Annotated in this window: 11 protein-coding genes; 5 read left to right on the top strand and 6 right to left on the bottom strand. The window is 68.6% G+C overall.

The features are described 5' to 3' along the window. Nucleotide 1: 1 nt before the first annotated feature. Genes lnt through cobN form a run of 6 tightly spaced genes read right to left on the bottom strand, consistent with a single transcriptional unit; the run spans nt 2 to nt 8411 of the window. Entirely contained in the window at nt 2-1882 is a 1881-nt protein-coding gene (gene lnt, locus BN2156_RS03805) for an apolipoprotein N-acyltransferase (RefSeq protein ID WP_090510378.1), read from the bottom strand. Beyond that, nucleotides 1872-3467, bottom strand: a complete 1596-nt coding sequence (locus BN2156_RS03800; RefSeq protein ID WP_090510375.1) for an amidohydrolase — start codon at nt 3465-3467, stop codon at nt 1872-1874. The genes lnt and BN2156_RS03800 overlap by 11 nt, the downstream gene beginning before the upstream one ends. Nucleotides 3468-3484: 17 nt before the next feature. Continuing rightward, nucleotides 3485-3979 (bottom strand): FxsA family protein, encoded by a 495-nt coding sequence (locus BN2156_RS03795; protein WP_090510373.1) that lies wholly within the window; start codon nt 3977-3979, stop codon nt 3485-3487. Nucleotides 3980-3985: 6 nt separating this feature from the next. Further along, complete coding sequence (locus tag BN2156_RS03790) at nt 3986-4414, bottom strand: PPOX class F420-dependent oxidoreductase (protein WP_090510370.1); 429 nt, start codon at nt 4412-4414, stop codon at nt 3986-3988. A 5-nt stretch (nt 4415-4419) separates the two neighbouring features. Beyond that, a complete protein-coding gene (locus tag BN2156_RS03785) occupies nt 4420-4803 on the bottom strand; it encodes a PPOX class F420-dependent oxidoreductase (RefSeq protein ID WP_090510367.1) in 384 nt (127 codons plus the stop codon). A gap of 20 nt (nt 4804-4823) precedes the next feature. Then, the gene (gene cobN, locus BN2156_RS03780) at nt 4824-8411 is read right to left on the bottom strand and encodes a cobaltochelatase subunit CobN (RefSeq protein WP_235625202.1); all 3588 of its coding nucleotides are present in this window, start codon (nt 8409-8411) and stop codon (nt 4824-4826) included. Between the two features lie 354 nt (nt 8412-8765). On the opposite strand from cobN, the gene cobG reads away from it, so the two are divergent. From cobG to BN2156_RS03755, 5 genes are read left to right on the top strand one after another with little or no spacing between them, the layout of a single operon-like run. Then, the gene (gene cobG / locus BN2156_RS03775; RefSeq protein WP_090515443.1) at nt 8766-9884 is read left to right on the top strand and encodes a precorrin-3B synthase; all 1119 of its coding nucleotides are present in this window, start codon (nt 8766-8768) and stop codon (nt 9882-9884) included. A 9-nt stretch (nt 9885-9893) separates the two neighbouring features. Then, nucleotides 9894-10520, top strand: a complete 627-nt coding sequence (locus tag BN2156_RS03770; protein WP_090515441.1) for a precorrin-8X methylmutase — start codon at nt 9894-9896, stop codon at nt 10518-10520. After that, nucleotides 10517-12043: a precorrin-2 C(20)-methyltransferase gene (locus BN2156_RS03765; protein WP_090510362.1), complete on the top strand. Its 1527-nt coding sequence runs from the start codon at nt 10517-10519 to the stop codon at nt 12041-12043. Before BN2156_RS03770 ends, BN2156_RS03765 begins: the two co-directional genes overlap by 4 nt. A 53-nt stretch (nt 12044-12096) precedes the next feature. Next, a complete protein-coding gene (locus BN2156_RS03760; protein WP_090510358.1) occupies nt 12097-13998 on the top strand; it encodes a hypothetical protein in 1902 nt (633 codons plus the stop codon). Nucleotides 13999-14053: 55 nt separating this feature from the next. Beyond that, a complete protein-coding gene (locus BN2156_RS03755; protein WP_090510355.1) occupies nt 14054-14686 on the top strand; it encodes a TetR/AcrR family transcriptional regulator in 633 nt (210 codons plus the stop codon).

Below are 14686 nucleotides of genomic sequence, written 5' to 3'. Positions count from 1 at the left end.
TTCATCGTCGCGGGCCTTCGCCGGTGCGACGCCTCAACATTCTTGGCACGAACCCTCCATTGTGCAGTATCGCGGCAACCAGTGCCCCAATACCAAGCGTGACCAGCACCACCTGCAGGGCCGGTCCCCATTCGGTGGCGGGTGTCACATCTGATTTCAACCTGATCTGGCTGTCCAGGTAGGCAGGCTGGAAGAACTCGGTGCGGGCCAGCTCACGACCGTCCGGTGCGATCACCGCACTGATGCCGGTGGTCCCGGCGACCACGAGATACCGGTCGTGCTCGACGGCCCGCAGTTTGCCGAACGCCAACTGCTGCGCACTCATGTTCTCGTCGAACGTCGCGTTGTTGGTCGGCACGGTCAGCACCTGGGCCCCACTGAGTACCGATTCCCGTGCGGCCCGGTCGAAGATCACTTCCCAGCATGTGGTCACCCCGATCGGCACACCGGCCGCGTGCACGACACCATTGCCCTCACCCGGCACGAAGTAGCCCGCCCGGTCGGCATACGACGACAGGTGCTTGAAGAACCCACGCCACGGCAGGTACTCACCGAACGGCTGCACGATCTTCTTGTCATGGCGCTCGCCGGGCCCGTGTTCGGGATCCCACACGATCACGGTGTTGGTTGCCACCGGGTTGTCCGCGGTATAGCCGTCGGCCTTGGTGACGGTTCCCACCAGGATCGGTGCGCCGATCGCGTCGGCCGCCGCGGTGATCTGCGCGGCGGCGTCGGCATTGGCCAGCGGATCGATGTCGGAGGCGTTTTCGGGCCAGACCACGAACATGGGTTGTGGGGCCCGGCCGGCTCGGACGTCGCCGGCCAGCCGCTGCGTCTCTTTCACGTGGTTGTCGAGCACCGCACGGCGCTGGGCATTGAACTCAAGGCCGAGCCGGGGCACGTTGCCCTGCACGGCGGCAACGGTGACGGTCTGTTCGTCGCCCGCGCCGGTCCCGGAATGACGGACCTGCGGCCACAGCACCGCGGTGGCCAGCAGCACCACCGTGATGCACACCCCGGGCAGCATCACCGCGGGCGCCGGGAAGCCCGGCTTGTGTCCATGCCGCCACCACTGCACGATCTCCAGCACCAGCAGCGTCGCACAGAAGCCCACCAGGACCACCGCGAACGACAACAGTGGTGCGCCGCCCAACCGCGCAATCGGCAGCAGCGGCCCATTGGTCTGGCCGAATCCGATTACTCCCCAAGGGAACCCACCGAACGGCACGGTCGATTTGAGCCATTCCTGGGTGATCCACAGGGTGGCGAACCACAGCGGCCAGCCGGGCAATCGCCTGACCACGACCGCCGACAGACCGAAGAGCCCGCAGAACAACGCCTCCATGGCGGCCAGCGCCAGCCAGGGCACCGCCCCGACCAGACCACTGATCCACGGCAGCAGCGGAATGTAGAAGGCCAGGCCGAAGAGGAATCCGTAGCCGAAGCCGCCGGCCCGGGTGGTCGACGGCAGGGTCAGGACCCAGCCGATCAACGCCATCCCCACGAAGGCCGCCCACCACCAACCGGTCGGCGGGTAGCTCAGGCACAACGCGAGCCCGCCGCCGATCGCAGCGCTCAGCTGCGCCCACCGCACCGCCGCGGCCCGTCCGAATCGTGATGCCCGGACGGTCACCACCGACCAGCGGTCCGGGGTACCCGCCGCGGTCAGGCGGTATCCGTGATCCTCTGGTTCGTCGTCGTCGGGATCGATGTCGGCCACCGGATCGCCGGTGACATCCTCGTCCAACTCCCCGAAGGCCTCGTCATCGAGTTCATCGAGCTCGGCGAGCTCGTCTTCCACGATGGCCGGAATCACTTCGGTGGTCTCGTTCGGCGTCGGCCGCAGGCGGCCAAAACGGTCTCGAGGACGGTCACTGCCCATGGATGGCGACACCCCGGTGAACGGTCTGACGGCACCGCGGCAGCGCGGCATCGGCGGCCAGCCGCGGCAGTGCGGGCACCCGTGAGCGCGGATCGGTGGACCATCGCTGCACAGCGTTGGCCGGCGCACTGACCTCCAGCTCGTCTGCCTCCCACACCGCGTAACTGGCCGGGGCCCCGGGGGCGAGTGTTCCGGTGAGGCCGTCGCGCGCACCGCCGGCCCGCCAACCTCCACGGGTGGCCGCAGCGAACGCCGCCCGAGCCGAAACAGCGCTGCCTGCACTCCGGTGCGAGACCGCGGCACGCACGGTTTGCCAGGGATTCATGCTGGTGACCGGGCTGTCGGAGCCGAAGGCGAGGGGCACGCCTTCGGATGCTAACAGCGCAAACGGGTTGAGCTGGTGAACTCGATCAAGCCCGAGACGCTGGGCGTACATCCCGTCTTCGCCGCCCCACAGGGCATCGAAGTTGGGTTGCATGCTGGCCATCACGCCCCAAGCCCCCAACTTGGCGGCCTGGCCGGCGTTGACCATCTCCAGGTGTTCCAGGCGATGACCGCAGCGAGCCACCGCGGGGCCGCCCAGCCGCTGCACCACGGCGGCGAATCCCTCGGTCACCGCGGCGACGGCGGCATCGCCGATGACATGGAACCCGGCTGGGATGCCGGCCTCGGTGCAGGCCTGCACATGCCGGGTGATGACCTCGACGTCGAGGTAGCAGTTGCCGCGGGTGCCGGCGGCGTCGTGATACGGCTCGTGCAGCCAGGCGGTGCGCGAGCCGAGGGCCCCATCGACGAAAAGGTCTCCGGCCAGGCCCCGTGCCCCGGTCTCGGCGATCAGGTGGCGGGCGTGCTCGGCGTCACGGGCCGGCTCGCCCCAGTAACCGACGACCTCCACGCCGTGCTCCAGGTCGCGCAGCTCCTGCCAGTCGAGCAATCCGCCGATCTGCGGGCCCGCGCACTCGTGGACCGCCGCGATGCCCATCGCGGCGGCGTGATCGAGTGCCGCGACGCGGGCGGCATGCCGCTGCTGAGGAGTCAGTTGCTCACGCGCGGCCGCACGCACCAGGTGATGCGCCTCGGCGCTCAGCGGACGCTGCGGGTCGAACCCCGCGGCCTCGCCCAGGGCGGGCACCAACCGGCGCAGTGCGGTGGTCGCCGCGGCCGAATGCACGTCGACCCGGGCCAGATAGGCCGGCCGCTCCCCCAGCACCGCGTCGAGATCCTCGGTGGTCGGGCCGGTGCGTTCCGGCCATCCCGACTCGTCCCAGCCATGTCCCCACACCAGACCGTCCGGATGCCGGCGCGCGTACTCGTCCACCAGGCGCAGGCAGTGCCGCAGCGAGGTGGCTCCACGTAGGTCGAGGCCGTCCAGATTGAGACCGGTGGCGGTCAGATGCACGTGGCTGTCGACGAATGCGGGCGCGACGAAGCCGCCGTCCAGGTCGACGATCTCGGCACCGGGAAATTGGGACCGGCCGACGTCGTCGGTTCCCAGCCACGCCACTATCCCGTCGCGCACGGCGAATGCGGTCGCGTCGGGGTAGCTGGGGCTGTGGATGCGCCCGTTGATCAGAAGTGTGGTCAAGCTGTTTCGGGTGGCTGTTAGGCCTTGGGAGGCAGGCGGTACGGATCGACATCATTGACGTCGATTACTTCGCCGTCAATGTAGTCGCCTCTGCCGTGTCGATAACCGGCGGTACCGGTCGCCGCGCCGAAACCGGCGGGCGCCGCGACGATGAGCGGCACCCGGCGGGCGACCAGCCCCGTGAGCACCGGCCGCGCGGCCGCGCGCGTGGGCGGCAGCAACAACAACGCACCCAGAACCGAGCTGGCCAATCCAGGCATCACCACCAACACGGTGCCCAGCGCCACCAGCAGGCTGTCCGACATCGCATTACCGGGATCGGACACGCCGCCGTTCAGGCCGGTCCGCAGCCGGCGGACCTGCCGGTTGAGCTGTGAACCGGCCAGCACCAGCCCGATCACGAACGAGGCCAGAAGCAGCAGCACGGTGTAGCCGAACCCGATGGTCGCCACCAGGGCGACCATCACCGCCATCTCTACGAGGAGATAGATCAGAAACAGCCGCTTTGCCATGCCTGCTCAACGATCGACGGGGCGCTTCGGTTCCTCACCGTTCGCCGAAGCGCCGACGGCGCGCACCTCGATCGCACTGTGCACCTTGTCGATGCCGCCGCGTAACAGCGCCTGCGGCACGAAGTACCAGGCGTGGTTCCAATACCGCTTGACGATTGCCTCGAACACCCGCCGGGTCTCGGTCTTCGGCAGATTGCGGGCCACCGCCTCCACCGGGTCACCCTTGGGCGCTCCGAGCACACCGCACTTCTGGATGGTGACGCGGGGAGTGTTGTTGATGCGCTTGGTCTTCCACGAGCCGTCATCGGTGATGATGAGCAGCCGGTCACCGTCGGGTACGCCCCACACCGCGGTGGGCTTGGGTTTGCCGTCCTTGGTGAACGTGGTCAGCAGCAGGTACTTCTCGCGGTAAACATCCTCGAAGGTGGGCGTCATGCCACTCAATTCACCGGTTTGAGAAGCAGGGAAACATTGTTCTGCATTCCACCGCGCCACTTGGAGAAGAGGTTGAACGTCTTCCCCAGCAACCCGTAGCGCTTGCCGATCGCGTCGTAGGTGGCGCCGTTGGCGGATTTGGGCAGGACCTCGGCGAGCGCCTCGACCGCCTCGCTCTTGGGATTGCCGCGCACATCGCACACCGCCACGGTGACGCGCGGGGTGTTGCGGATCCGTTTGACCTTCCAGGAGGATTCCTGGGTGATCACGACGAGCCCGTCCGCCGACGGCGCGGCCCAGATCGCGGTCGGCTTGGGCCTGCCGTCCTTGGTGAACGTGGTCAGCAGAACGTAGTTGGCCTTGGCGACATCGGCGAAGGTGAGAGCCATGACGTGAATCTACTGGCTCGTCACCCTTCCAGCTCGCCCTCGGTTTCCAGCAGCACCTGACGCAGCCCGTCCAGCGTGGCCGGCTCGGGCTGGGCCCACATTCCACGGCCGGCCGCTTCCAGCAGCCGCTCGGCCATGCCGTGCAGCGCCCACGGGTTGGATTCGGACATGAACTTGCGGTTCTCGTCGTCGAGCACGTATTCAGCCGAGAGCCGTTCGTACATCCAGTCGGCCATCACATGGGCGGTAGCGTCGTAGCCGAACAGGTAATCGACCGTGGCTGCCATCTCGAATGCGCCCTTGTAGCCGTGCCTGCGCATCGCGGTGATCCAGCGCGGGTTGACCACCCGGGCCCGGAAGACCCGGTTGGTCTCCTCCGACAGCGTGCGGGTGCGGACCGCGTCGGGCCGGGTGTTGTCGCCGATGTAGGCCGCCGGGGCCTGCCCGGTCAGCGCCCGCACGGTGGCGACCATGCCGCCGTGGTACTGGAAATAGTCGTCGGAGTCCGCGATGTCGTGTTCGCGGGTGTCGGTGTTCTTGGCGGCCACCGCGATTCGCCGGTACGCCCGGTTCATGTCATCGGCGGCAGGTGCTCCGTCGAGTCCGCGACCGTAGGCGAAACCACCCCAGGCGGTGTACACCTCGGCCAGGTCGGCGTCGTCACGCCAGTTGCGGCTGTCGATCAGCTGCAGCAGCCCGGCCCCGTAGGTTCCCGGCTTGGAGCCGAAGATCCTTGTGGTGGCGCGTCGTTGATCGCCGTGTTCGGCCAGGTCGGCCTGGGAGTGCGCGCGCACGTAGTTGTCCTCGGCCGACTCGTCGAGACCGGCCACCAGCGCCACCGCGTCGTCGAGCATGGTGACCACGTGCGGGAAGGCGTCGCGGAAGAACCCGGAGATGCGCACCGTGACGTCGATGCGCGGCCGGCCGAGTTCGGCCAGGTCGATCGGCTCCAGGTTCACCACCCGGCGCGAGGCGTCATCCCACACCGGCCGCACGCCCAGCAGGGCGAGAACTTCGGCGATGTCGTCACCGGCGGTGCGCATGGCCGACGTGCCCCACACCGACAGACCGACCGACCGGGGCCAGCAGCCGTAGTCGGTGCGGTAACGGTCCAACAGCGAATCGGCCATCGCCACACCGGTTTCCCAGGCCAGCCGGGACGGTACCGCCTTGGGGTCCACCGAGTAGAAATTCCGCCCGGTGGGCAGCACGTTGACCAGACCGCGCAGCGGCGATCCGGACGGGCCCGAGACGATGAAGCCGCCGGACAGGGCGCGCAGCACCTGTTCGATCTCGCCGGCAGTGCCCGCCAGCCGGGGCACCACCTCGGTGGCGGCGAACTTAAGGATGCGGGCGACTTCGGGGTTGTCGGTGATGCTGCCGACAGCGTCTGCGTCCCAACCGGATTCCTGCAGGGCGGCCACCAACTCGCGGGCACCGGCCTCGGCGGCGTCGACGGCCACGCGGTCGTCGGTGCCGTCTTCCACCAGCCCCAGGGCCTGCCGCAGCCCGGGCACGGTCTGCTCGCCGCCGAACAGCTGCCGGGCCCGAAGGATCGCCAGCACCAGGTCAAGTTCGCCTTCGCCGGTGGGCTTCTGCCCCAGCACATGCAGACCGTCACGGATCTGCACATCCTTGATCTCGCAGAGCCAGCCGTCGACGTGCAGCAACATGTCGTCGAAGGACTCTTCGTCGGGGCGGTCTTCCAGACCCAGATCATGGTCCATCTTGGCCGCGCGCATCAGCGTCCAGATCTGCTGACGGATGGCCGGCAGCTTGCCGGGGTCCAGCGCCGAGACGGTGGCGTGCTCGTCGAGCAGCTGCTCTAGTTTGGCGATGTCGCCGTAGGTTTCGGCGCGTGCCATCGGCGGGATGAGGTGGTCGATCAGGGTGGCATGGGCCCGGCGTTTGGCCTGGGTGCCCTCCCCCGGGTCGTTGACCAGGAACGGGTAGATCAGCGGCAGATCGCCGAGCGCGGCGTCGGTGCCGCAGGCCGCGCTCATGCCGAGGGTCTTGCCGGGCAGCCATTCCAGGTTGCCGTGCTTGCCCAGGTGCACCACGGCATCGGCCCGGAAAGATCCCGGGAACGACGAGTCCAGCCAACGGTAGGCGGCCAGGTAGTGGTGGCTGGGCGGCAGATCGGGGTCGTGATAGATGGCGACGGGGTTCTCGCCGAAGCCACGGGGCGGCTGAACGATCAGCACCACGTTGCCGGCCTGGATGGCCGCGATGACGATCTCGCCGTCGGGGTCGCGGCTGCGGTCGACGAACAACTCACCCGGTGGCGGGCCCCAGTGCTCGACCACGGCATCGGCCAGCTCGGCGGGCAGCGTCGCGAACCAGGTCCGGTAGTCCTTGGCCGGCACCCGGATCGGATTGGCGGCCAGCGCCTCGTCGGTCAGCCAGTCGGGGTCCTGTCCGCCGCGTTCGATCAGGGAGTGGATCAGGGCATCCCCATCGCCGGAGTCGATGCCCGGGATGTCACCGATGTCGTAGCCGGCATCGCGCATCGTGCGCAGCAGCGCGACCGCGCTGGCCGGGGTATCCAGGCCGACGGCATTGCCGATCCGGGCGTGTTTCGTGGGATAGGCCGAAAACACCAGGGCCACCCGCTTTTCCGCGGCCGGGATGGCGCGCAAGCGGGCGTGGCGCACCGCCAGGCCGGCCACCCGCGCGCACCGCTCGGGATCGGCCACATAGGAGATCAGCCCTTCGGCGTCGATCTCCTTGAACGAGAACGGCACGGTGATGATGCGGCCGTCGAACTCGGGAACCGCGACCTGGGTGGCGACGTCGAGCGGCGACATCCCGTCGTCGTTATCGGCCCAGTCCGACTTCGAACTCGTCAGGCACAGGCCTTGAAGGATCGGGATGTCCAGTGCGGCAAGGTGAGCGACGTTCCATGAATCATCGTTGCCCCCGGCGCCGACCGCCGCCGGAGTGGCACCGCCGGCCGCGAGCACGGTGGTGATCAGCGCATCGGCGGTGCCGAGCAACTCGAGCAGTTCCGGTTCGGCGGTGCGCAGGGACGCGCAGAACACCGGCAACGCGCGGCCGCCGGCCGCTTCGACGGCGTCACAGAGCGCCTCGACGTAGGCTGTGTTCCCGGCCAGCTGCTGGGCGCGGTAGTAGAGCACCGCAACGGTCGGGCCCTCGGTGACATCGGCGGCGGGACGCTCCAGGACACCCCAGCTCGGTGTGGTGACCGGGGCCGAGAAGCCGAACCCGGTCATCAACAGGGTGTCGGACAAAAAGGAATGAAGATTTGCCACATTCTCGACACCGCCCTGCGCTAGGTAGATGTGAGTCTGCAGGGCCGCGCCCTGCGGGGCGGTGGAATGTCCCATCAGTTCGGCGTCGGGCGACTGCTCGCCGCTGACCACGACCGTCGGCAGGCCGCTGGCCACGACGGTGTCGATGCCGTCCTGCCAGGCCCGGTACCCGCCGAGAATGCGGATCACCGCGATGTCGGCGCCGTCGAGAAGTTCTTCGAGCTCACCGCTGACCAGCCGCGACGGGTTGGCCCAGCGATACCGGGCCCCGCTCGCGCGGGCCGTGATCAGATCGGTGTCCGAGGTCGACAGCAGCAGGACAGTGGGAGCTAACACCCCCCATTCGTACCGCACCGGCTACCCGGTCAGGGCAGGCGGTGCGGCACGGCCGGCAACGATCAGGGCTGGGTCTCGCCGAAGCGGTCGTGCCACGACTGCCGATACGGCGAGCCCGCCGCCATGACAAGCACCAGGACGAATGCGGTGAATGCACCAAATGCAAGCATGGTTCGCTCCTTTCGTCAGAGCCTTGGGTATTGCGTTTCAACTTCCCGGTACCGGTGGTCCCGGGAACCCTCATAAACGGTACGTCCCGAAGGGGCAAAAATCGCCGATCTGTAAGCGACCGAACAGGTTTCCGAACCTGTGACCGATGTCACAGATGTTGCCGAAAGTAAGATGGCGGGCACCATGACCAGGACCCGCGACCAGGACGCCTGCCCCGGTGCACTGACGGTGCACCAGGCCGCCGACGGTGCCCTGGTGCGAATTCGGCTACCCGGCGGGATGATCACCGCGGCCCAACTGACCGCACTGGCCGAGACTGCCGAGCAGTTCGGTTCTCCCGCAATGGAACTGACCTCGCGCGGCAACATCCAGATCCGCGCGGTGACCGATACCGGCGCAGCCGCCACCGCCCTGGCCGATGCCGGCCTGCTGCCCTCGGCGACGCACGAGCGGGCCCGCAACATCGTGGCCTCACCATTGTCCGGGCGCTCCGGCGGCATCATCGATGTCCGCCCGATGGTGCGGGACCTCGACCGCGCCATCCAGGCCGACCCCGCGCTGGCCGGATTGCCGGGCAGGTTCTGGTTCAGCCTGGACGACGGCCGCGGCGACGTGTCCGGGATCGACGCCGATGCCGGGGTGCACGCCCGCGACGACGGCAGCTGTGCGCTACTGCTCGCCGGACGCGACACCGGGGTGCGACTGGACACCGGCGACGCCGTGACCACATTGATCGAGATGGCCAGAAGATTCGTCGCCACCCGCGGAAAGGCTTGGCGGGTAACCGAACTCGACGACCATGCGGCGCTGCTGGACGGCTTCACCCCCAGCGCTCCGGCCGGGGCCACGTGGCCGCCGACGGTGACACCGCCGGTCGGCTGGATCGAGCAGCGCGACTCGCGCGTGGCGCTGGGCGCCGCGGTGCCGCTGGGGGTTCTGCAGGCCCGGGTCGCCCATTTCCTCGCGGCGATCGAGGCCCCGCTGGTGATCACCCCGTGGCGTTCGGTGCTGGTGTGCGATGTCGGCGAAGGGGTCGCGGACGCGTCACTTCGGGTGCTGGCGCCGCTGGGGCTGGTGTTCGACGAGAATTCGCCGTGGCTGCGGGTCAGCGCGTGCACCGGGAGCCCCGGATGCGCCAAGTCCGCCGCCGATGTGCGGGCTGACGCCGCCGAATCGGTCGACGCGCCCACACAGACGCACCGGCATTTCGTGGGCTGTGAGCGGGCCTGCGGCAGCCCGGCCACCGGCGAGGTCCTGATCGCCACCGAGGACGGATACCGGCTGCGTATCGCGCCCCCGTAGGGTATGCGGGTGCTCGACTACATCCGTGACGCCGCCGAGATCTACCGGCAGTCGTTCGCGACGATCCGCGCCGAGGCGAACCTGTCGCGCTTCCCCGACGATGTGTCGCGGGTAGTCGTCCGGCTGATCCACACCTGCGGCCAGGTCGACGTCGCCGATCACGTGTCGTACAGCGACGATGTCGTGACCAGGGCGCACGCTGCCCTGGCCGAAGGAGCGCCGGTGCTGTGCGACTCGTCGATGGTCGCCGCCGGGATCACGCGCTCGCGGCTGCCCGCCGACAACGAGGTGGTCTCCCTGGTGGCCGATGCGCGTGCCCCGGAGTTGGCGGCGAAGTTGGGATTCACCCGCTCGGCGGCCGCGGTCGATCTGTGGGCCGACCGCCTCGGCGGAGCGGTGGTCGCGATCGGCAACGCGCCGACGGCACTGTTCCGGCTGCTGGAACTGCTCGACGAGGGCGCGCCGGTACCCGCCGCGGTGCTGGGCGGACCGGTGGGGTTCGTCGGCTCGGCGCAGTCCAAGGATGAACTGATCGAACGTCCGAGGGGAATGTCCTACCTGGTGGTGACCGGCCGGCGTGGCGGCAGCGCGATGGCTGCGGCCGCCGTCAATGCGATTGCGAGTGAGCACGAGTGAGCACCGATACGACGAAACGCGGAACGCTGTATGGCGTCGGGCTGGGCCCGGGCGATCCCGAGCTCGTGACGGTCAAGGCGGCCCGCCTTATCGGCGCGGCAGACGTGGTGGCCTACCACAGCGCCAAGCACGGTCACAGCATCGCCAGGGGCATCGCCCAGCCCTACCTGCGTGACGGTCAGCTCGAAGAACACCTGGTCTATCCCGTCACCACGGAAACCACCGACCATCCCGGCGGCTATGTCGGCGCGATGGAGGATTTCTACGCCGCCGCGGCCGAGCGCATCGCCGCGCACCTGGAGGCCGGCCGCGACGTGGCCCTGCTGGCCGAGGGCGATCCACTGTTCTACAGCTCCTACATGCACATGCACACCCGGCTCACCGAGCGGTTCGAGGCCGTCATCGTTCCCGGCGTCACCTCGGTGAGCGCGGCCTCGGCCGCCACCGGAACCCCGCTGGTGCAGGGTGATGACGTCCTGACGATCCTGCCCGGCACGCTGCCCACCGCGGAACTGGAGCGCCGCCTGGCCGACACCGATGCGGCGGTCGTGCTCAAGCTGGGCCGCTCCTACACCCGGGTACGGGACGCCCTGGAGTCGTCCGGGCGGCTGGACGAGGCCTACTACGTCGAGCGGGCCAGCACCGACCGGCAACGGGTCTCGCCGGCCCGCGAGGTGGGCAGCGAAGGCAGCGCGGATATCAAGGTGCCGTACTTCTCACTGGCCATGGTTCCCGGCCGATCCCGCTCCACCGCACCGCAAGGCAGCGTGGTGGTCGTCGGCCTCGGACCCGGCGACTCGGACTGGATGACGCCGCAGAGCCGCCGCGAGCTCGCCGCCGCCACCGACCTGATCGGTTACGGCCCCTATCTCGATCGCGTCGGGGCCCGCGCCGGGCAGCATCACCACCCCAGCGACAACACCGACGAGCCGGCCCGCGCGCAACTGGCCTGCAAGCTGGCCCAGGAAGGCCGGACCGTCGCCGTGGTGTCCTCCGGCGATCCCGGCGTGTTCGCGATGGCCACCGCGGTGCTCGAAGAGGCCAAGCAGTGGCCCGGCGTCGAGGTCCGGGTGATTCCGGCGATGACGGCGGCGCAGGCGGTCGCCAGCCGGGTGGGCGCCCCGCTCGGCCACGACTACGCGGTGATCTCGCTGTCCGACCGGCTCAAGCCGTGGGACGTGATCGTCGAACGTCTGCGGGCCGCGGCCAAGGCCGATCTGGCGCTGGCGATCTACAACCCGGCCTCCAAGACCCGCACCTGGCAGGTGGGCGCCATGCGCGAACTGCTGCTGGAGTACCGGGATCCGAGCACACCGGTGGTCGTCGCCCGGGCCGTCTCCGGTGCGCAGCCCGGTCCGGGTGAGCGGGTGACCGTGGTGCGGCTGGCCGATCTGGATCCGGCCCAGGTGGACATGCGCACCATGCTGATCATCGGCTCGTCGCAGACGCAGTGGTACACCGGTTCGGCCGCCGGCGACACCACCGAGGACCGGGTGTTCACCCCGCGGCATTACCCGAGCTGATCCGTCCGCCCGCCTCCCCCACCGAATTTCGCGGTGCGGACTAGGGTCGCGGGATGAGCTCACGCCCGGCGGTGGATCGTCTCGTCATGTACAAGCACGGTGTGGCCTACGTCAGCCGCTCCGGACCCGTCGACGGCGATTTCGAGCTGACGTTTCGCCGGGACGACATGAAGGACGTGCTGAAGTCGCTGTCGGTCGAGATCACCGGCGGGCAGGCGTCGATGGGCACCGTCGCATTCGACAGCCCGACCGATCCACGCACCGAACTGGCCGACCGCAACCTGCTGCTGGAGCCGGGCGGAGCACTGCTCGGACTCATCGAGGCACTGCGTGGCCGCGCGGTGGAGATCCGCTGCGGCGACAGTCGTCACCGCGGCGAGGTTATCGGTCTCGACGACTCCGCAGAGCACCGCCGCCTGCTGGTGCTGCGCACCGAAGCCGGTGCCGTGAGCCTGGTCGATCTGGCCGACGCCGAGCGGGTCGATTTGATCGAAGATCCGTCCCGTGCCGACCTGGCCTATCTGATCGACCGTTCGCGTGCCGCGACCGCGGGCCAGGATTGCCAGGTGACCGTACAGATTCGGGGGCGGGCCGAGCAGGCTCGGCTCTCCTACATCGTTCCGGCACCCATGTGGCGGGTCTCGTATCGATTGGTACGTGACGGTGATGCGCTGGTCGTGGCCGCCATGGGCATCGTGCACAACCCGATCGACGAGGATCTCACCGACGTTGCGTTGACTTTGACCACCGGGCAACCGATCTCGTTCGACATCGATCTGTACCACGGTAGGAAGGTGCGCCGTGCCGTCGTCGAGGAACAGGAACGTGTCGCCATCGGCCGGAAGACCCGGGGCGTCGCGAGCGCAATGGCGGCGCCGGCCGCGATGCCGGATGCCGACGGCGCCTTCGGCGCCTACGAGGAGGCCGTGGCCGAGGTCGAAACCGCTGACAGCGGCGAGTATTTCGAGTACCGGTTGACGGCTCCGGTGTCACTGAAGCGTGGCGGTGCCGCGATGGTGCCGTTGGCGGTGTCCCGTGTCGACGGGGTCCGCCGCGAGCTGGTCTGGCGGGACGGTGCACCGGCCCCCGACGTGGTGCTGGCCTTCACCAACAACACCGGCGTGGTGCTGGAGGAAGGGCCCGTCGTCATCTATGAACGCGACGGACACGAGCAGGACAGCTACGCCGGTGAGGCGATGATGCCGTTCACCGCGCGCGACGCGACGGTGCGGCTGGCGTTCGCGAAAGATCTTGCGGTGCGCTGTCGTTCCACGAGCAAGGCCGGCAGGGTGACCGCCCGGGTACGTCTGGCCCACGACGCAGTGGTCGAGGAGCAGCGGGTCGAGAAGCGCTACCGGCTTCGGGCCCAGAACGACCATGACGAGGCTGTCGACGTCATCTTCGAATTGATCCGGCTTCCAGACCACCGGATTGTCCCGTTGGACGGCGTGGCCGATACCGAGGACGACGGGACCTGGCACCGGGTCCGGGTTTCGGTGCCTGGGCACCAGACCGTCGAAGCCACGGTCTTGGAAACCTGGCCGATCTACTCCGAGATCGCCTACCACGACCTGTCCCCGCGCCAGCTGGAGCAATGGCTGGCCGGACGGTCGCTGGACGCATCCACCATCGACGAACTCTCCGGTGTACTCCGGCGGTGGGAGCAGGCCGACCGCCTCGACACCGAACGTGAGCGCCTGGACGCCGGCCGCGCCGAGGACTACGCCGCGCAGAGCCAGATCGCCGAACAGCTCAAGGTGCTCGGCTCCGACGGTCCGGAGGGTGAACTCCGTCGTCGCCAGGTCGAGCAGCTCGCGCAACTGCAAGATCGGGTCAACGCGATCGAGGCGCAGATCCGTGGTCTGCGTGAGGAGGCCGACACGGTCCGCCGGGCCGCCTCCGAGGAACTGAGACGGCTGATCGCCGACGATCTGACTTCTGTCGACGAACATTGACGTTTGTCAAAATCGCTATTAGTGTCCGGCGTCACATCATGTGGATGGGAGACGCGTGGCACAGCAGGGCGCAGGTGTACGGTCGCCGGTCGACCGGCGCCAACCGCAACGCAGTGACCAGCGGCGGACCGCGATCCTTGTCGCCCTCGACGACCATCTGAGGCAGACCGGGTTCGACGCGCTCAACATCGCCGAGGTCGCCCGGCAGGCCGGAGTCGGCCGCTCGGCCTTCTATTTCTATTTCGAGAACAAGGCCACGGCAGTCGCGGCCCTGGTCGAGCCCATGTACGAGGCGTTGTTCGCCGCCAACCACATCCTGGCCGACACCACCCGACCGCCGCGTGACCGCGTCCACGACACCATCGAGGCCGTCCTGCGGACCGCCGAGGATCACCGATACCTGGTGCAGGCGATGTTGGAGGCCCGCGGGTCCAGCGGGGCAGTCCGGGATCTGTGGGACGCCGCCCGCGAGTCCTTCGTCCCCACCGTCGCAGCGGTCATCACCGCCGAGCGGACCGCAGGACGCGCCCCCGGCGGTGTCGATCCCGTGGTGCTGGCGACCCTGCTCATGGAATTCAACGACCGACTGCTGGAACGGTTCATCGTCGGTGGGCCATTGTCTCGACAACAACTGCTGGAAGGTGCGGAGGCGATGTGGATGGGCTCGATTTTCGGAGCAGTGCAGTGA

The organism is Mycolicibacterium neworleansense (assembly GCF_001245615.1).
GTDB lineage: Bacteria > Actinomycetota > Actinomycetes > Mycobacteriales > Mycobacteriaceae > Mycobacterium > Mycobacterium neworleansense.
Note: the sequence above shows the minus strand (reverse complement) of the source record. Positions and strands in the feature narration are given on the sequence as shown.

Coding starts and splice junctions, on each gene's coding strand:
- lnt (WP_090510378.1), bottom strand. CDS start 1,882: ATGGGCAGTGACCGTCCTCGAGACCGTTTTGGCCGCCTGCGGCCGACG.
- BN2156_RS03795 (WP_090510373.1), bottom strand. CDS start 3,979: ATGGCAAAGCGGCTGTTTCTGATCTATCTCCTCGTAGAGATGGCGGTG.
- BN2156_RS03790 (WP_090510370.1), bottom strand. CDS start 4,414: ATGACGCCCACCTTCGAGGATGTTTACCGCGAGAAGTACCTGCTGCTG.
- BN2156_RS03785 (WP_090510367.1), bottom strand. CDS start 4,803: ATGGCTCTCACCTTCGCCGATGTCGCCAAGGCCAACTACGTTCTGCTG.
- cobG (WP_090515443.1), top strand. CDS start 8,766: ATGACCAGGACCCGCGACCAGGACGCCTGCCCCGGTGCACTGACGGTG.
- BN2156_RS03760 (WP_090510358.1), top strand. CDS start 12,097: ATGAGCTCACGCCCGGCGGTGGATCGTCTCGTCATGTACAAGCACGGT.